This window comes from Pseudomonas sp. P108, assembly GCF_032613195.1.
Taxonomy (GTDB): domain Bacteria; phylum Pseudomonadota; class Gammaproteobacteria; order Pseudomonadales; family Pseudomonadaceae; genus Aquipseudomonas.
In genome coordinates, this window is record NZ_CP126691.1 from 3,953,296 (window position 1) to 3,971,586 (window position 18,291).

Here is an 18,291-nt window from a genome sequence, read left to right on the forward strand (position 1 = left end):
TGAGAATCTGCACGCCGTCCCACATGACAGCCGCCGATTGCGGCGCACTGTGGCGGTAGTTGAGCAAAGTGCTGAACAGCGTTTGCGAACCAGCGACACCACTGCAACGCTGGGCCAGCGCCAGCGAGGCTTGCTCATGGCCGAGCAACTGCGCCAGACGCGCATGGGTGGCACGCACGCCGCTCTCTACCGAATCCACCCCGACGCTGACGCGCAACGGCAAGGTGTTGATGAACATGCCCAACGCCCGATCAGCGCCCTCTCCGCCCTGCATGCGCCCCAGTAACACGGTGCCGAACACCACGTCTTGCTGGCCGGAAACCTGCGCCAAGACCTGAGCCCAGGCCTGATGCACCAGACTCGCGACGCTGACACCCAGCCGCCGTGCCTGCTCACGCAGACGCTGGCCAAGGCTGGCGTCCAGCTCGGAATGACTGTCGAGGATCGCGCTGCCGTCGCCATGCACGTCCTGCAAACCGAAGGCCACGGTGGGTTCGTCAATGTCAGCAAGCATCTCGCGGAAGAAGACTTCATGAGCCTGATCATCGGCACCGAGCCGCGCCTGCGCGACGAAATTACGGTACTGCACCGGCGGCGGCAGGTCGCTGCTGCGGCCGAGCATGACGTCGTTCATTTCCGCGACCAGCACTTCCAGCGCGGTGTGATCGAGGACGATATGGTGCAGCAGGAGAATGCCGATCCAGCGGTTGTGCGGCTGATCTTCGGTGTAGACAAAGCGCATCAGCGGCGCGCGATTGAGGTCCAGACGGTAGTGGCGCGGATCGAAACGCGCCTGCATCTGTTCCAGTACATCGCCGTCGAGTTCATCGGCATCGACGCGTTCCAGCGCCAGTGCTGCTTCACGACAGACCACCTGTACGGCTTCTTCGAGCCCCTCCCAAACGATGCCGGTGCGCAGAATGTCATGGCGCGCGATCACGCCGTTCAAGGCGCGGACGAAGGTTTTGATCTGCGCCAGACCGTCGAAGGCAAATTGCGCCTGCAACACATAGGGATCACCGGCGCCGGTCGCCAGATGGTGATAGAGAATCCCCGCCTGCAACGGCGCCAGAGCATAGATGTCCTGCACATTGGCGATGCCACCCGACACAGTTGCAACGACACGGTCGATCGCTGCTTGATCGAGATTGGCCAGCGGCAGCATCGCCGGAGTAATGCGCGTACAACCCGGTTCGATCAGGTTGTCGGGAACGACGATGACGCGTTCGCTGCTCAGGGTCGCCGCCAGCGCTGCCACGCTCGGCTGACCGAACAGTACGCGCACGTCACAGTGCAGATCCTGTTGGCGCATGCGTTCGATCAGCTTCACTGCCAACAGCGAATGACCACCGAGTTCGAAGAAGTTGTCATGGCGACCGACCTGCTCGACACCGAGTAACGTCTGCCAGAGTCCGGCAATCAGGTTTTCCACGGCACCAACCGGCGCTTCGAAACCACGCCGGGCGAATGCATCGCTGTCCGGTGCCGGCAAGGCTTTGCGGTCGAGCTTGCCATTGGTGGTCAGCGGCAAAGCGTCCAGACGCACGAAGGCGCTCGGCACCATGTAGTCAGCCAACACCGCCAACAGATGATCACGCAATTGCGCCACATCCGGCGCCGCACCTTCGTCGGCCAGCCAGTACGCGACCAGACGCTGATCGCCGGGGCTGTCTTCGCGAGCGATCACCACAGCTTCGCGCACGCCTTCGCAAGTAGACAGGCGCGCCTCGATCTCGCCCAGTTCGATGCGGAAACCGCGAATCTTCACTTGATCGTCGTTACGCCCCAGGTATTCGAGGCTGCCGTCCGCCGCCCAACGCGCAAGGTCGCCGGTTTTATACAAGCGCGCACCGGCGTTTTCGCCAAACGGATCATTGATAAAACGCTCGGCCGTCAGTGCTTCGCGATTCAGATAACCGCGCGCCACCCCGGCCCCGCCGACGTACAACTCGCCAATCACGCCGACCGGAACCGGTTCGCGCTGCGCATCGAGGACATACAGTTGCAGGTCGGGAATGCGCACGCCAATCGGGCTGACGCCAAGCAACTGCGCGTCGGCGGCTTGCAGCGGTCGATAGGTCACGTGCACGGTGGTTTCGGTGATGCCGTACATATTGACCAACCGTGTTCCGGCATTGCCGACCCGCGCATACCACGGCTTGAGCAGCCCCGGCTCCAGCGACTCACCACCGAAAATCACTTCCCGCAGGGAGTGCTGTAATTGGCTGCGGCCCTGGGCGGAGATCAGTTGGCGGAATGCGCTCGGCGTCTGGTTGAGCACGGTGACGCCGGTTTCGCACAGCAGCGCATAGCAGTCGTCCGGCGAGCGGCTGACGGCTTGCGGGATCAACAGCAGTTGCCCGCCGAACGCCAGCGCGGCCCAGATTTCCCAGACCGAGAAGTCGAACGCGAAGGAATGAAACAGCACCCCGATGTCTTGCTGGTTGAACTGGAACCAGTCATGGGTGGCAGAAAACAGCCGCGCCACGTTGCGGTGCTCGACCATCACGCCTTTGGGCAGACCGGTGGAGCCCGAGGTGTAGATCACGTACGCCAGATGCGCCGGAGTCAGCTCGGGAATCTGCGGATTGCTCTCGAGTTCGGCCTTGAGGTGAGCGCTGTCGAGGTCGATCTGCGGCACCTCGAGAGCGGCCACACGATCGCGGGTCGCCGCCTGCATCAGCACCGCCGCCGGGGCGCTGTCCTGCAAGGTGAAACTGATTCTGTCCAACGGATAGGCCGGATCGATCGGCACGTAACCGGCGCCGGCCTTGAGTACACCGAGCAGGCCGATGATCATTTGCGGGCCGCGCTCAACGCAGATGGCGACACGGTCATCGGGGCGGATGTTCAGCGCCAGTAAATGATGGGCGACCTGATTGGCGCGACGATTGAGTTCGCCGTAGCTGAGCGTCTGCCCTTCAAAGATCAACGCCGTGGCGTCAGGTCGGGCCTGCGCATGGGCTTCGAATTGCTGGTGGATCAGCGTGGTTACAGGGAACTGCGCCAGCGGCAAATTGCTGCCGTGCAGCAGGTGTTCGCGTTCGCTGGCGGGAAGGATTGTCAGCTCTTGCAGCGCCACATCAGCGGTGGATTGCAGGGACGCCGCCAGACTTTCCAGCGCCGTGTTCAGGTACGCGGCCATGCGCTCGGCGCCGAGCGCTACATCCGCCAGCGCGGTGATGCGCAAGTCTGCGCCGAGGTCATCGATGTTGATCGTCAGCGGGTAGTTGGTGCGCTCACGCGCGCCGAGCACCTGCACACCGGGGGCAATGTCGACCACGTCCGCGACTTCTTCGACGCTGCTGTGCCGGTAGTTGAGAATCGCGCTGAACAGGGGCGTCGGCACGGCCACTGCGCTGCAACGTTGGGCCAAGGCCAGCGAGGATTGCTCGTGCGCCAGCAGCGCGGTCAGGCGCCGGTGGGTTGCCAGCACGCCGGCACGCACACTTTGCGCGCCGACATCAACGCGCAGCGGCAAGGTGTTGATGAACATCCCTAACGCCTGTTCACCGCCCTCGCCCGCGTCCATGCGCCCCAGCAGTACGGTGCCAAACACCACCGCCGTGCGCCCGGACAATTGCCCCAGTACCCGCGCCAGCGCCAGATGCGTCAGGCTCGCGACGCTCACGCCGAGCTGCCGCGCCTGCTCGCGCAAATTCTGGCTCAAGCGGCTGTCGAGCATCAACGAAGACTCCTCGATGGCGTGGCCGTCACCCTGCACATCCTGCAAACCACACGGCAGTGTCGGCTCGTCAATGTCGGCGAGCATTTCGCGGAAAAATGCTTCCTGCGCCTGCTCATTGCCGGCACCGCGTGCCTTGGCCAAGTGATCGCGATACGGCACCGCCGCTGGCACTTGCGCAGTCTGCCCGAGCAGGCAGGCCTGAACTTCCCGGCGCAGCACATCCAGCGCCACGTGATCCATGATCATGTGATGAAACAGCAACAGCGCAACGACGCGGCCCTGAGCGGGATCCTGCGCATAGACCATGCGCAGCAGTGGCGCTTGCTGCATGTCGAGGCGGAAGTGCTGCGGGTCGTGGCGTTCGAGCAGTTGCGTGAGCACGTCTCGGTCGCTGTCGACGGTAATTGCCTGACACACCAGCGGCGCCTCGCGCCAGACCACTTGCACCGCCTCGTCGAGGTACTCCCAGACAAATGAGGTGCGCAAAATATCGTGGCGCTTGACCACCCAGCGCAGCGCCTCAGCAAAGGCGTCCAGGCGTTCCTGGCTGTCGAACACGAAGCGCGCCTGCGAGATGTAAGGGTCACCGGCAGCGGCCGAGAGGTGGTGATAGAGCATGCCCTCCTGCAACGCAGACAGCGGATAGATGTCCTGCACGTTGGCGGCGCCGCCCGGCACCGTGGCGACGATGCGGTCAAGGGTGTCCTGATTCAGCTTCACCAGCGGCAGCATGTCCGGAGTGATGCGAAACGCAGGGCTCAGCCAGTCGCCGCCATGTTGGGCGACCAGTTCCAGCAGTTGCGCCTTGTGCGCCGCGAGGCTGTCCCACAACGCGTCATCCAGCGCGTCGTCGCTGCCCAGAATGACCAGGTCTTCATCTTCCTGTTGAAGGCGGATCGCATGGGTGGAAATAACAGCCATCAGTTCGCTGAAATGCATGAGGTAACCTGCTGTAAATACGGAAAAAAGGAGCGCGCAGCAGCGAGTCCGTGCACGCGGCGCGCAGCCTGGAAAAACTAAAACATCGGGGCGTGGGTGTCTGACATGGGAAGCGGGGACAAGCCGCCGGCGTGAGCACCGCAAGCCCCCTGTGGGAGCGAGCCTGCTCGCGAATACGCTGGTTCAGTCAATGTTGATGGCGACTGATACACCGCTTTCGCGAGCAGGCTCGCTCCCACAGGTTTTGTGTCCGGTAGTCAGAGACGGCGCTTGCGGTTGAGATTCGGGATGGTGGTCTGGGCGATTTCGACCTGTTTGGCCTGCCGCGAGGTCTGCGCCGCCAGCGCGGCCAGCGTCGGCTGGCTGAACAGCGTGCGCGCATCAACATGCAGCCCAGCCAGACGCATGCGCGCGACCAGACTCACCGCCAACAGCGAATGCCCGCCCAGCTCGAAGAAGTTGTCGTGCCGCCCCACCTGCTCGACGTTGAGCACCTGCGCCCAGATCTGCGCCAAGGCTGTTTCCACGTCACCTTCGGGTGCCTCGTAAGGACGACTGAGCAACGCCTCCGCCCCCGCCTCCGGCAACGCCTTGCGGTCGATTTTGTCGTTGGGAGTCAGGGGCAGCGCCGCCAGCATCACATAGGCACCGGGCACCATGAACTCCGGTAACTGCGCCAACACATGCGCGCGCAATGCTTCAAGCGTCGGCGCAGTCAGCTCGGTACGCAGGGTGTAATAAGCCACCAGCCGCTCATCGCGCACCAGCACCACCGCTTCACGGAGGGCCGGGTGTTCAAGCAAGCGCGCCTCAATCTCGCCCAGCTCAAGACGCACCCCGCGCAGCTTGACCTGAAAGTCATTGCGACCGAGAAACTCGAGATTGCCGTCAGCGCCATACCGCACCAGATCACCGGTGCGATACAAGCGATCACCGGCCACGAACGGACTGTCGATAAAGCGTTCGGCCTGCAATTGCGGCAGGCCCAGATAGCCGCGCGCCACGCCCACTCCACCAATGTGCAAATGCCCGCTCACGCCAAACGGCACCGGCTGATCGCAGGCATCGAGCACATACAGGCGCGTGTTGCTCAGCGCCTTGCCGATCGGCACCAGTGTCGGCGGCACCGGCTCGCCGGGCTCCAGCGTCCAGCCGCTGCTGTCGACCGTGGTTTCGGTCGGCCCGTAGACGTTGTGCAGGCGCACCCACGGCAGACGTTCGCGCACTTGCCGGGCCAGCGCGACGGTCAACTCGCCGCCACCGTTAAGCACGTCGGTGAGGCTGGTGCACTGGCTGACGTCGTCCTGTTCGATGAACTGCTGCAACAACGCCGGCACGAACTTCACCACAGTGATGTTCTGTTCGCGGATCACTTGCGTGACATAAGCCGAATCGCGATTGCCATCGGCCCGCGCCAGCACCAGACGCATGCCCGAGCACAGCGGCCAGAAGATCTCCCACACCGAACTGTCGAAACTGTACGGGGCCTTTTGCAGCAGCGCCCCGTGTTCAGTCGGCGGCGACAACTGCGAACCCCAGTGCACCATGTTGCAGGCGCTGCGGTGCTCGATCATCACGCCCTTCGGCGTACCGGTGGAGCCGGAGGTGTAGATCATGTAGGCCAGATTCGTCGCGCCGAGATCCGGCACCTGCGGATTGTCGTGTGGCTGGTCCTGCCAGGTGCCGAGGTCGAGATCGAGCAGCGGCAGGCCGGGGTCGCCGAGCAGATCACGCGTTGCGGCATGCACCAGCAGTGCAACCGGTGCGCTGTCCTGCAACATGTAGTTGAGGCGTTGCGCCGGATAATCGGGATCGAGCGGCACATAAGCACCGCCCGCCTTGAGAATGCCAAGCAGACCGATCACCAGTTCAGGCCCGCGCTCGACGCAGATCGCAACCCGAGAATCCGGTTGTACGCCGAGCCCACGCAGATGATGGGCCAGGCGGTTGGCCTGCTCGTTCAGCTCGCGATAGGTCAGGCGCTGTTCGGCGAATTGCACGGCGATGGCATCCGGCTTGCGCTGCACCTGTTGTTCAAACAGCGCCTGAAGTGGCTGGTCCATCGGGCAGTCGACGGCGGTGGCGTTGAACTCGATCAGCAACCGTTGCAGTTCTTCCGGTGGTAACAACGGCAGGCTATTCAGCGGCCGCTGGGGTTCGGTCTCCAGCGCTTCGACCAAACCGTTCAGCGCCGACTGCACATAACTGCAAATCCGTTGCGCGCCGATGGTCGACAAGGTTCGGGTGGTCAGACGCAAGCCTGTGCCGAGGTCATCGACGCTCAGGGTAAACGGGTAATTGGTGCGTTCCTCGTTGGCCAGAGTCTCGATGCCCTGCCAGGTTTGCCGGGAGGTTTTTTGCTCGACGTCATCGCTGTGCCGATAGTTGAGCAAGGCGCTGAACAGCGGCGCTGGCGCAGCGACACCACTGCAACGCTGAGCCAGCGCCAAAGAGGCGTGCTCATGGGCGAGCAACGCTGTCAGGCGGGCATGCGTGGACTTCACCGCCGCGCGTGCGCCTTCGCCGACATCGACCCGCAGCGGCAAGGTGTTGATGAACACCCCCAGCGCCCGGTCGGCCCCCGCGCCGCCCTGCATGCGCCCCATCAACACCGTGCCGAACACCACGCTTGGCTGGCCGGATGTCGCCGCCAACACTTGCGCCCAGGCGAGGTGGATCAGGCTGGCGACACTCACGCCGGCCAGACGCGCCTGCTGCTGCAAGCGCTGATAGAGACCGCTGGCCAGGGTTTGCTCGGCTTCTTCGATGTTGCTGCCGTCGCCCTGCACATTCTGCAAAGCGAACGGCAAGGTCGGCTCATCGATGTCAGCGAGCATCTGGCGGAAAAACGCCTCATGCTCCTGTTCACTGACACCCAATCGCGTCTGCGCCACATAGTTGCGGTATGGCACCGGTGCCGCCAGCGGTTCGCCGCTCCCGGACAGGCAGGCGTGGATTTCTTCGCGCATGGCCTCCAGCGCAATGTGATCCATCGCCAAATGATGGAACAACAAGATGCCGACCACCCGGTTATGCGCAGGATCACGGGCATACATCAGGCGCAGCAGCGGTGCCTGACTGACGTCGAGGCGATAGCGCCGTGCGTCGAAACGCTGGTGCAATTGATCGATGATCTCGCCGTGGGCAGGATCCAGTTCGACCTCCTGCACCGGCAGAATTGCCTCGCGCCACACCACTTGAACCGGTGACGTCTGCCCTTCCCAGACCACCGCCGTGCGCAGGATGTCGTGCCGCGCCATGACCTGACGCAGCGCAGCGGCGAAGGCCTCGACCCGTTCAAGACTGTCGAACGCCAGCAGTGATTGCAGCAGATACGGATCGCCCTGCGCGGCGGTGATGTGGTGATAGAGAATGCCTTCCTGCAACGGCGCCAACGGATAGATGTCCTGCACATTGGCGGCACCGCCCGGCACGGTGGCGACGATACGCTCGATCATCGGCTGATCCAGTTGCACCAGCGGCAGCAGCTCAGGCGTGATGTGCGTGCAGTCGGCAGGAATGCGGTTGGCCGGCACCTCGACCTCGCGGCCGCTGCCCTCCGCTGCAGCCAATGCGGACAGTGTCGGCTGGCTGAACAGCACGCGAACATCGCTGCTCATGCCGATCTGGCGCATGCGTTCGATCAAGCCCACAGCCAGCAACGAGTGCCCGCCCAGCTCAAAGAAGTGGTCGTGACGCCCTACCCGTTCGACTTGCAAGACCTCGGCCCAGATCTGCGCCAAAGCGATTTCGACGTCACCTCGCGGCGCCTCGTACTGACGACGGATCAACGCTTCCGGCCCCGGCGCCGGCAAGGCCTGGCGATCGAGCTTGCCGTTGGCGGTCAGCGGCAGCGTCGCCAGGCGGATGTAGGCGGCCGGCAGCATCGCGGCTGGCAAACGCGATGTCAGGTGCGCGTGCAAGTGCAGGATGTCCAGCGTTTCGCGCTCGGTAAACCACGCCAACAGTTGGCCGTCACGCACCAGCACCACGGCTTCCTGCACCGCAGCATGGCTGGCGAGTGCCGCTTCGATTTCGCCCAGTTCTACACGCACACCGCGGACTTTCACCTGGTCATCGTTGCGACCGATGTACTCAAGATTGCCGTCGGCGCGCCAACGGGCGAGATCGCCGGTGCGATACATACGCGCATCCGGCTGTGCACTGAACGGGTCGTCGAGAAAGCGTTCGGCGGTCAGCTCCGGGCGATTCAGATAACCCCGGGCAACTCCGGCGCCGCCGACATACAGCTCACCGATGATGCCGATCGGCACCGGGCGCTGCTGATCATCGAGCAGGTAAGCCGTGGCATTGCTCACCGGTTTGCCGATGTGCAACGCCTGCCCTGGAGTGATCAGCCCCGAGGTAGCAACCACCGTGGCCTCGGTCGGCCCGTAATTGTTGACCACCGCAAAACCCTGCGCACGGTTGAACTGGCGCAGGCGATCACCGCCGATCAGCAAGGTGCGCAACGTCGGGTGATCCAGTTGTTTGCTGAAGGCATATTCGGCAATCGGCGTTGGCAGAAAGCTGACGTCCAGCGGCTGGGCACGCCACCAGTCGAGCAGCGCGTCGATGTCTTCGCTGCCTTCGCTCGCGGGTGACAAATGCACCGTCGCTCCGGCACACAGCGCCGGCCAGACCTCCCACGCCATCGCGTCAAAACCGAAGCCGGCGAGGCTCGAAGTGTGCTGCCCGGAGCTGAGCCCGAATGCCTCGCAGTGCCAGTCGACCAGATTGCCCAGCGTACGGTGCTCGACCATGACGCCTTTGGGCAACCCGGTTGAGCCTGAGGTGTAAATCACATACGCAAGGTTGCTCGTGTTCAGCTCCGGCACGTCGGGATCGGCCATGTTATCGAACGACCATTCGCGCCGATCAAGCTCGATCACTGGCAGCGCTGTGGCGGGCAAGCGATCACGCAGATCGCTTTGCGTCAGCAACGCCACCGGAGCGCTGTCGCTGAGCAGATAACTCAGGCGCTCGGGCGGATGCGCCGGGTCGATCGGGACATAAGCGGCGCCAGCCTTGAGAATCGCCAGCAGCCCGACCAGCGTCTCCAGGCCTCTGCGGGCAACGATCGCAACCCGGTCATCGGGCCGTACGCCGAGGCCCAGCAGATGATGAGCCAACGCATTGGCTTGCCGGTTCAGTTCGGCATAACTCAGGGTTCGTCCCTGATACGTCGCGACCACGGCGTCCGGTTGTTCGGCCACTCGGGATACGAATCGCTGATGAATCAGTGGGCCTTGCGGATAACTGACGCGGGTGTTGTTCCACTCATCGAGCAGGGCCAGTTCTGCCGGGCTATTGAGGTTGAAATCGGCGATCGCGAGTTCCGGGCATTCCAGACCCTGCTCCAGTATCAGCAACAAGCGCTCGGTGAACGACGCGATCTCGTCAGCCGTGAAATAGGCCGGCGAGTACACCAGATGCAACCAGGCCTTGTCGGTGTAACGGTTGCTGCGCAGGTGAATGGCCAGCGGAGTCGCCTCGTGCTGGTTGGAGACCTTGACCGAGTGTCCCGACGCCTCACCGTAGCGATAATCATGGTCGTCCTGTTCGTAGGACACCGACAGCTCGAACAGTTGCGAGCGGTCTTCACGCAATAGGCCGAGCGCGCGGTTCATCTCGCTCAGCGGGTAGCGTTGATGACGAAAATCCTGCTTCAGACCATCGCCGATTGCCTTGATCAATTCAGCGAATGGCATCGCTCGACCGAAGCCCATGCGCATTGCACTGACCTGGGTGAACAAGCCCAAAGTGCTTTTGAAGCGGGCGCCGGAGCGATTGAGAATCGGCAAGCCGACCACCCACTCGTCACGCTGGGCGGTGCGACTGAAATACACATGCAGCGCCGCCAGCAACACGTGAAAGGCCGAGCCACCGAATCGTCGCGCGCAGTCTTTCATGCGCTCGTGCAGCACGGCAGGAAAAGCCTCGACGTGGATGCGGCTTGGCGCCGATTCAGCGTCGAGGGATTCGTGATGGCGGGACGTCAACAAGGGCTCGGGAAGGCTACGGTACTTGTCCAGCCAGTAGCGTCGATTGCGTTCATAGCGGAGTGACTGATGGTAGCGCGCGTCATCTTCGATAAAGCCGACATAGGACGGTGCCGCCCTGCGCGGGCGCTCGCCACGGCACAACGCGCTGTAGATCTCGCCCACCGACTTGAACAGCAGCGCGAACGCCCAGCCATCGATGATCAAGTGATGGGCCTGGGCTGCCAACCAGTGGCGATGGCGATCGAGGCGAATCAGACAGAAGCGGAACAACGCTTGCCCGCTCAATACAAAGGGCAGCGCCATCTGCGCTTCGACCAGCGCCCGCGCCGCCGACTGTGGGTCGGGGTGGCCACTGCAGTCATACAGCGGCATGGCCACGGGCAGCGCCTGGGCAAAACCTTGCAACGGCAGCCCGTCGCGACCAACGTCCGCTCGCAGAACAATGCGCAAGGCATCATTGGCTTCAACCAGAGATTCAAGCGCCGATTGCAGCAATGCCGGATCCAGCGGCCCGCTCAGTTCGACGTAACCGCCAATGTTATACAGCGGCGAATCTCCGCGGCTCAGTTGGTCCAGCCAGATATCCCGTTGAGCGGCAGTCAGCGCGAATGTCTCGACAGGCACGGACAGATCGTCCGCCACGTTGGCAGAAGTAGGCTGCATAAGATCCTTCTCATGTAATTTTGCCCGTATTCAAGCATCGGCCCCCGCGCCGACATGACACCTGAAACCCGGACAACCACCACCCTGATAGGCGCCATGGGCGTGGTTATCGCAGGCAACATCTAAAAATTCGGAGAGGAAATACTGAAAAGCTTGTAGGAAAAAAACCACATACCAGCGCCGCCATTTGCCCGAGCGCTGCCGATCAGAATTGACCATCGCCCGGGTTTTCGGGGCTTGAGCGTGACTGAACAGTCACGCTCGCCGATATGCCAGTGATCAACACCGTCAGAACCCCGGCGCCAACAATCAGAAATAGTGGCACTTTGTGTCCCCGATTTCCCCTACAGACGTAGGACAAATCCATAGGCTTAAATCCCGCTCCAGATCGTGTTCAAGGAGAAATGACGGCGTGGGTGGCTTTTGCATAATCGGCAGACGATTCAGTGATGGTTCTGAACCAGGGATGACAAGGATATGAATCTGAGCGGCAGTATTCGCAATATGGAAAACCCACACTTCTACTGGCAACTCGGTGAGCTGATTGCCAGTACCGGCGATGATCACTTCGCCACGAACATGTTCCAGTTGGTCGATACGCTGGTGCCGGTCAACCGGGTAGATCTCAGTGAGTGGACGCTGGATGAGCGTCAGGCCAGCGTGGTCGACATCAAACCGTTGGGCAGCGCCGGTCTGACGCAGACCTGTGCACCGGCCGATCCGCTGGAAAGCCTCGACGACCATCCGTTGTTGCAGAAAATGATCGAGATGAACGACTCGCTGCTGATTCAGTTACGCGCCTCGCTGCAGCCTCGGCATCCGCAACACAGCGCCCACCAGTGCAATCTGGTCTCGCGCACGTCCAACCGCCGTTGCGTGATTTCGTTTTACCGACCGCATACGCAACGGGTGTTTTCCCTGCCGGAGCTGTCGTTTCTCAAAAGCCTGTCCGACACCCTGCTGCCACTGATCGAACGCCACGCACAGATCAGTCGGCAAATCCTCGCCCGGCAACCGCGCCAACCGTTGGCCGAACTGGATCAGGCGCCGCTGGCACAGGTGTTCGATGAGCGATTGGCGCTCAGCGACATCGCCTTGTCGGTGCGCGAAAAAGAAGTCTGCCTCGGCTTGTTGACCGGCGGCACTGTGCCGCAAATGGCGGAGAAACTGCGGGTGAAAAACAGTTCGATCGAGACATATCTCAAGCGCGCCACCGCCAAACTCGGCGTCAGTGGCCGCCATGGTCTGGCGAAATGGATGGCCGGGGCCTGAGCACAACGCTCTTTATATGCATGAGGCAGTTCGATGTTGACGTTGCGACTTTCCCTGCTGTCCATCGCGGTACTGATGGGCGGTTGTTCATTGATTCCCGAATATCAGCGGCCCGTTTCACCCAGTGCCGCGCAGTATCCGACAGCAACGCAAGCGGCCACGAGCAACGAGGACTGGCGCACGCTGTTCACCGACCCGGCGCTGCAACAGCTGATTGAAAGCGCCTTGGTCAACAACCGCGACCTGCGCGTGGCGGCTCTCAACGTCGAAGCCTTTCAGGCGCAATACCGCATTCAGCGCGCCGACCTGCTCCCGGCGGTGTCCGCCAACGCCAACGAGTTACGCCAGCGGATGCCGCCGAGCGTGACCCAGGGTAAAGCGCTGATCAACTCGACGTACTCGGCCAACCTCGGCATCAGCGCCTATGAACTGGACTTCTTCGGTCGCGTGCGCAGCCTCAGCGAACAGGCGTTGCAAACGTGGCTGGCCACCGAACAAGCGCGGCGCAGTGCGCAGTTGAGTCTGGTGGCCAACGTCGCCAACGCCTACCTGACCTGGCGCGCCGATCAGGAACTGCTGGAACTGACCCGCGACACCCTCGCCGCCGATGAGCAGAGCCTGCACCTGACCACGCGCAACCGCGAGGCTGGCAAGTCGTCGGCGCTGGAGCAGGCCCAGGCGCAGACCAGCGTCGACAGCTCACGGGCCAATCTGGCGCGCTACCAGCGGCAGGTCGCGCAGGACTTGAACAGCCTGACGTTGCTGGTCGGCGCGCCAGTGCCCGAGGCCCTGCCCGGCCGTCCGCTGGCCAGCGATCTGGTGCAACAACTGCCCGCCGGGCTGCCTTCGGATCTGCTGCAACGGCGCCCGGACATTCTCCAGGCCGAATACAAACTCAAAGCCGCCAACGCCAATATCGGCGCAGCGCGGGCGGCGTTTTTCCCCAGTGTCAGCCTGACGGCGAATGCCGGCACCTCCAGTCGAGACCTTTCCGGCTTGTTCGGCGCAGGTTCCGGGGCCTGGACCTTTCAGCCGCAGATCAGCCTACCGATCTTCAACGCCGGCAGCCTGCGCGCGAGCCTGGATTATTCGAAGTTGCAGAAAGACGTCGCGGTGGCCGAATACGAAAAATCGATTCAGACCGCCTTTCAGGAAGTCGCCGATGGTCTCGCCGCACGCAGCACGTATCAGCAGCAATTGCAGGCGCAGCGCGATCTGGTCCAGGCCACGCAGACCTATTACAACCTGGCGCAGAACCGTTATCAGAACGGTGTCGACAGCAGCCTGACATTCCTCGATGCGCAGCGCTCGCTGTTCAGTTCGCAACAGGGTCTGATCACCGATCGCCTCGCGCAACTGGTCGCCGAGGTCAATCTGTACACCGCGCTGGGCGGCGGCTGGAGCGTTGAGGATTCGCGGGTGCAGTGAGTCCGTCGTCACTTTTTCTTACACCTTTTGTCGCTCGATCCTGCACCGTGCGGCGATCCGTGGCCGGCCTCTGCCCTCAGTTTGGTATCATGCGCCGCTTTTACGGTTAACCCCCCGCCAGTCCTGCTGACTGACGGGCTGCAAAAGGCGGTATTAGATGACGGCTTTGTTGACTCGCCGCAAGGTGCTTGCGGGAATGGGCGTGCTCGGGCTCGGCCTGCTCGCCGGCTGCGACACCCGCGGCCAACTGTCGTACAAGTACGGCAAGGATCTGAGTAACAAGATCATGGGACGTACCTTCAAACTGAAGAACACCGACGGCGAAACCATGACGCTGTCGAGCTTTCGCGGCATGATGCCGATGGTGTTTTTCGGCTTCACCCAGTGCCCGGCAGTCTGCCCGACCACCCTCGCCCGCGCGGCCAAAATCAAGAAGCTGATGGGCGCTGATGGCGACCGTTTGCAGGTGATTTTCATCAGCCTCGATCCCGAGCGCGACACGCCGGAAATCCTCGACGCCTACATGAAAGCCTTCGACCCGACCTTCGTTGCGCTGTACGGCACGCTTGAGGAAACCGCGGCCACGGCCAAGGAATTCGACGTGTTCTACGAGAAAGTCCCGGCCGGCGACACCTATACCATCTCGCACACTGCCACCAGTTACGTTTACGACTCCAACGGCGGCTTACGCCTGGGTCTGTCCACCTCGCTTTCGGCAGAACAATGCACGGAAGATTTGCTTACTGTTATGGAGGTTTGCTGATGCAACCTGTTTTGAACCACCTCAAACGCGCTGTCATCGGTCTTTCTCTGCTGGGTCTGGCATTCCAGGCGACCGCAGCGACCAAAATCGATGACGCCTGGGTCCGTGCCACCGTGCCGACCCAGTCCGCCAGCGGCGCGTTCATGACCCTCACCGCCGACAGCGACAGCAAGTTGCTCAGCGTCGCGACGCCAGCGGCCAAAGACGTGCAGATCCACGAAATGACCATGAAGAACGACGTCATGAGCATGGGCCCGGTGAAGTTTGTCGAGCTGCCAGCCGGCAAAGCGGTCAAGCTTGATCCGAACGGCTACCACGTGATGCTGATGGGCCTGACCGGTCAGCTGAAGGAAGGCGAAAGCGTGCCGCTGACCCTGACCGTGGAAAACGCCAAGGGCGAGAAAGAAACCATCGAAGTCAAAGCGCCGGTTCGTGCGCTGACCAACATGGAAGGTCACGATCACAGCAAAATGCACTGATCTGACTGAGCGGCAATAAAAAAGGGGCGGCCTGATCGATGATCAGGCCGCCCCTTTTTTGTATTTGATCTGCGCAGTATTAACGCTTGCGGGCCAACGCCTTGCGCACGCTTTCCCGTGACATCCCCGAGCCGGAACGGGTCACGGTTTTATCTATGGGCGCCTTGGACAACTGTTCCTTGCGTTGTGCCACCTGACGCCAGTGGTAAGCGAAATATCCGCCCGCCACCACAATCCCCAGCCAACCGAACACCGAACTGACGAAGAACCACAGCGCCAGTGTGATCCACACGGTTTTCGAGTTGAACAACTTCAGACTGTCATCGGCAGGCAGCGATTCAACCGGTTCAATCGCTGCCTGCGTCACCGGTACTCTGTGCACGCCATCCAGATCAATGCGCCAAGCGAAGTCCGCGCCGGCCACCGGAATGTCTAGCTGATTGCCTTCAGCACGATGCACCCGAATTTCGCCATCGACAAGCGACATGGAGCTGAAACTGATCTGGGCTTCATAGTGAATCTCGCCGTTGACCTGGGTCACGACCGTTCGTTTTTGGTCGATGGGGGTGTCGCGCATGCCGACTCCTTGAGCGTTGCACGTCGGACGACGTGCGAAGGGATAATCCGTTGGGCTCGAATGCTACTGAGTGGTTATTACGCTGTCCAGAAAGCGTGCCCCTTAGCTGCAGACCTAGGCGAAAATCCTCCGGCATGAGTCTGTTCGAGGCTACCAGCCATGATGGAAAGCGTGCTTTACATCGGACAAATCTTCGGCGACCATGTAAAGGGTCTTTTACATAGGAAGTAAAGAATGAACCGCTACTACCTCGAATTGGGCGCAGCATTAATCATCTACATGCTGGTACTGACAGCCTCATTGATTGCCTCGCAATACCTGATGGACGCCCCCATCGTGCTGCGCTCGGCCGTCGCACTGACGCCGGTCATTCCGGCGGGACTGATGTGCTGGGCCATTGTGCGCAATATGCGGCGCATGGACGAAATGCATTTGCGCATCCAGTTCGAAGCATTGGGGTTTGCCTTCGCCGCCTCGGCATTGTTGACCTTCAGCTACGGTTTTCTGGAAAACGTTGGCGCCCCACATATCCCGTGGACGTGTGTGTGGCCGGTGATGGGGCTGATGTGGATTGTCGGCCTGCACATTGCGCGGCGCCGCTACCAATGAAAAACCGCCTCAAGGAATTGCGCGCCGAGCGCAAATGGTCGCAGGTCGATCTGGCTGAACGCCTGAGCGTATCGCGTCAGACGATTAACGCTATAGAAAACGAACGCTACGACCCGAGTCTGCCACTGGCCTTTCAGATTGCCCGGGCGTTCGAGTTATCAATCGAAAGCATTTTTGATGATGGCATGAACTGAAACGCTCCCCTCGCGTCCTCGCTACTTGCAAAAACGGACTACGCTCGGTGACACCACGGCATTGCGTGGCATCCGTTTTTCTATTGTCAGCGAGGACGACAACATGAGTCCCTTTGGCCCGGTTTTGAGCTTTCGCGGTATTCAGAATCAGTAATACTGTGTATCTGCCCTGCTGGTGCAAGACCTCAACGCACCGGCACCCACTACGCAGGTCGCGCAGGCACACAATCCGACGATCAAACGGATTGCCCGGATTCCTTTGATCAAACCGCGCATGGCCGTCTGGCGACTGGACATGCAGATCCAGCAAAGTAAAACGCAGTTGAAGATCGACTATGACTTGGGAGATGTGTCGGGCTCCTTTCACGTCCCGCCTCTGGATCAGGCTCCCCGCATCGCTTACACCTCGTGCAACGGTGTGTCGGACGTCAAATACCTGAATTCTCTGGCAGATCGCTATGCCGAACGCTGGAGTCATCTCGCGCAGACCCACAAACAAGCCGAGTACCATCTGTTGGTCATGGGAGGCGATCAGATTTACAGCGATGAACTGTTACAGACTCAAGGCCCCTTGAATGAATGGTACAAACAGTTCTCCTGGAATCGCGATGACACTCTGTGGACTGACGAAATGGAGATTCAGGCAGACGAGTTTTTCGCCAGTGTTTATCCGCGATACTGGGCCAGACCTCAGATACTGAACATGCTCAGTAGCGTTCCGACCCTGATGATGTGGGACGATCACGACATCATTGACGGTTGGGGATCCTATCCCCAGGCCCTGCATGAAAGTCCTGTACACCAGGGGCTGTTCCGCATTGCCAGTTATTATTTTCGTCTCTACCAATTACAGGTTGACGAAACCGAGAGCCGCCCGGGAGCGATTACTCGTCAAGGGCATACTTTCGCTTTTGAAGGCCTCGGTGGCCTCGCCATTGTCGTTCCCGACCTCAGGTCTGAACGTGCGCCCGACATCAAAGGCAGAAACGGCCAGCTCAAACAGCCCACGCAAATCATGTCGCAAAAAAGCATCTCGCAGATGTTTACCTGGATCAAAAGCCTGACGGTCAGCAAACCTTCACACCTGCTGTTCATCTCCAGCGTTCCGGTATCGTTCGTCAACCTTGCGCTGCTTGAGGCCCTGATCGGATGGATTCCGGGGGAGATCGGGCCGGAGGATGATTTCCGGGACCATTGGCGCCATCAGCCGCACAAAAACGAGCGTAAGCAACTGATCAATGGATTGCTCGATTTCGCCAAGTTGGCGAAGTGCAAAGTCACCATTGTCTCCGGGGATGTGCATGTAGCGGCCGCCAGCGTCATTCGTTCGGCCAACCCCCGGCATATCGACAATGGTGCAGAAGTCATCCATCAGCTGATTTCAACCGGCATCGTCCATCCTCCTCTGCCTGTGCTGACGATCAGAAGCCTGGAAACGATCACCGGTACCCGGGAAAAGATCGACACCGACCTTACTGCCGAGATGCAAGCCATTGGATACGACGGAAATTGCCTGATTGCCAGTCGTAACTGGCTGTCCATCGAGCCAGACAAAAGTTCCGACGGGCGCAATCGGTTGTGGGTGAAATGGCACGTCGAGGGGCACGATCACCCCATTACGCGACTGATCGAGCCTGCCGGTTGAGTTCCGGAAATCCCCTGCACCGGGCCGGG

General features: G+C 61.2%; 10 protein-coding genes (1 of these 10 only partly in view). 7 read left to right on the top strand and 3 right to left on the bottom strand.

Going from position 1 to position 18,291, the window contains the following annotated elements; genetic code table 11:
• A protein-coding gene (locus QOM10_RS17265) for a non-ribosomal peptide synthetase (RefSeq protein WP_316916610.1) crosses the window boundary here: on the bottom strand, positions 1-4,627 show its start. Its footprint begins 8,390 nt before the window's first position; only the first 4,627 of its 13,017 coding nucleotides appear in the window; it begins with the start codon at positions 4,625-4,627; its stop codon lies beyond the left edge, outside the window.
• Positions 4,628-4,884: 257 nt separating this feature from the next.
• Entirely contained in the window at positions 4,885-11,295 is a 6,411-nt protein-coding gene (locus QOM10_RS17270; protein ID WP_316916611.1) for a non-ribosomal peptide synthetase, read from the bottom strand.
• A 477-nt stretch (positions 11,296-11,772) separates the two neighbouring features.
• Between QOM10_RS17270 and QOM10_RS17275 the strand changes: the two genes are divergently transcribed.
• From QOM10_RS17275 to QOM10_RS17290, 4 genes are all read left to right on the top strand, one after another.
• The gene (locus QOM10_RS17275) at positions 11,773-12,567 is read left to right on the top strand and encodes a helix-turn-helix transcriptional regulator (protein ID WP_150750911.1); all 795 of its coding nucleotides are present in this window, start codon (positions 11,773-11,775) and stop codon (positions 12,565-12,567) included.
• Positions 12,568-12,600: 33 nt separating this feature from the next.
• Positions 12,601-13,995, top strand: a complete 1,395-nt coding sequence (locus QOM10_RS17280) for an efflux transporter outer membrane subunit (RefSeq protein ID WP_316916612.1) — start codon at positions 12,601-12,603, stop codon at positions 13,993-13,995.
• Between the two features lie 157 nt (positions 13,996-14,152).
• Positions 14,153-14,758, top strand: a complete 606-nt coding sequence (locus tag QOM10_RS17285) for an SCO family protein (protein ID WP_008079652.1) — start codon at positions 14,153-14,155, stop codon at positions 14,756-14,758.
• Positions 14,758-15,237 carry a copper chaperone PCu(A)C gene (locus QOM10_RS17290; RefSeq protein WP_127928535.1) on the top strand — a complete coding sequence of 160 codons (480 nt, stop codon included), beginning with the start codon at positions 14,758-14,760 and terminating at the stop codon, positions 15,235-15,237. The genes QOM10_RS17285 and QOM10_RS17290 overlap by 1 nt, the downstream gene beginning before the upstream one ends.
• 79 nt (positions 15,238-15,316) lie before the next feature.
• Here QOM10_RS17290 and QOM10_RS17295 read toward each other — a convergent pair whose 3' ends face one another.
• Positions 15,317-15,814, bottom strand: coding sequence for a hypothetical protein (locus QOM10_RS17295; protein WP_316916613.1), 498 nt, complete (start codon positions 15,812-15,814; stop codon positions 15,317-15,319).
• 234 nt (positions 15,815-16,048) lie between these two features.
• Here QOM10_RS17295 and QOM10_RS17300 point away from each other — a divergent pair, with 234 nt between their 5' ends.
• From QOM10_RS17300 to QOM10_RS17310, 3 genes are all read left to right on the top strand, one after another.
• Positions 16,049-16,423 (top strand): hypothetical protein, encoded by a 375-nt coding sequence (locus tag QOM10_RS17300; protein WP_127928539.1) that lies wholly within the window; start codon positions 16,049-16,051, stop codon positions 16,421-16,423.
• Positions 16,420-16,617, top strand: a complete 198-nt coding sequence (locus QOM10_RS17305; protein ID WP_093430734.1) for a helix-turn-helix transcriptional regulator — start codon at positions 16,420-16,422, stop codon at positions 16,615-16,617. Before QOM10_RS17300 ends, QOM10_RS17305 begins: the two co-directional genes overlap by 4 nt.
• Positions 16,618-16,792: 175 nt before the next feature.
• Positions 16,793-18,262, top strand: a complete 1,470-nt coding sequence (locus tag QOM10_RS17310) for an alkaline phosphatase D family protein (protein WP_316916614.1) — start codon at positions 16,793-16,795, stop codon at positions 18,260-18,262.
• Positions 18,263-18,291 lie beyond the last annotated feature (29 nt).

Excerpts from the sequence above, each read along its gene's own strand:
- QOM10_RS17275 (WP_150750911.1), top strand. The coding sequence starts at position 11,773 with ATGAATCTGAGCGGCAGTATTCGCAATATGGAAAACCCACACTTCTAC.
- QOM10_RS17295 (WP_316916613.1), bottom strand. The coding sequence starts at position 15,814 with ATGCGCGACACCCCCATCGACCAAAAACGAACGGTCGTGACCCAGGTC.
- QOM10_RS17290 (WP_127928535.1), top strand. The coding sequence starts at position 14,758 with ATGCAACCTGTTTTGAACCACCTCAAACGCGCTGTCATCGGTCTTTCT.
- QOM10_RS17270 (WP_316916611.1), bottom strand. The coding sequence starts at position 11,295 with ATGCAGCCTACTTCTGCCAACGTGGCGGACGATCTGTCCGTGCCTGTC.
- QOM10_RS17280 (WP_316916612.1), top strand. The coding sequence starts at position 12,601 with ATGTTGACGTTGCGACTTTCCCTGCTGTCCATCGCGGTACTGATGGGC.
- QOM10_RS17300 (WP_127928539.1), top strand. The coding sequence starts at position 16,049 with ATGAACCGCTACTACCTCGAATTGGGCGCAGCATTAATCATCTACATG.
- QOM10_RS17305 (WP_093430734.1), top strand. The coding sequence starts at position 16,420 with ATGAAAAACCGCCTCAAGGAATTGCGCGCCGAGCGCAAATGGTCGCAG.
- QOM10_RS17285 (WP_008079652.1), top strand. The coding sequence starts at position 14,153 with ATGACGGCTTTGTTGACTCGCCGCAAGGTGCTTGCGGGAATGGGCGTG.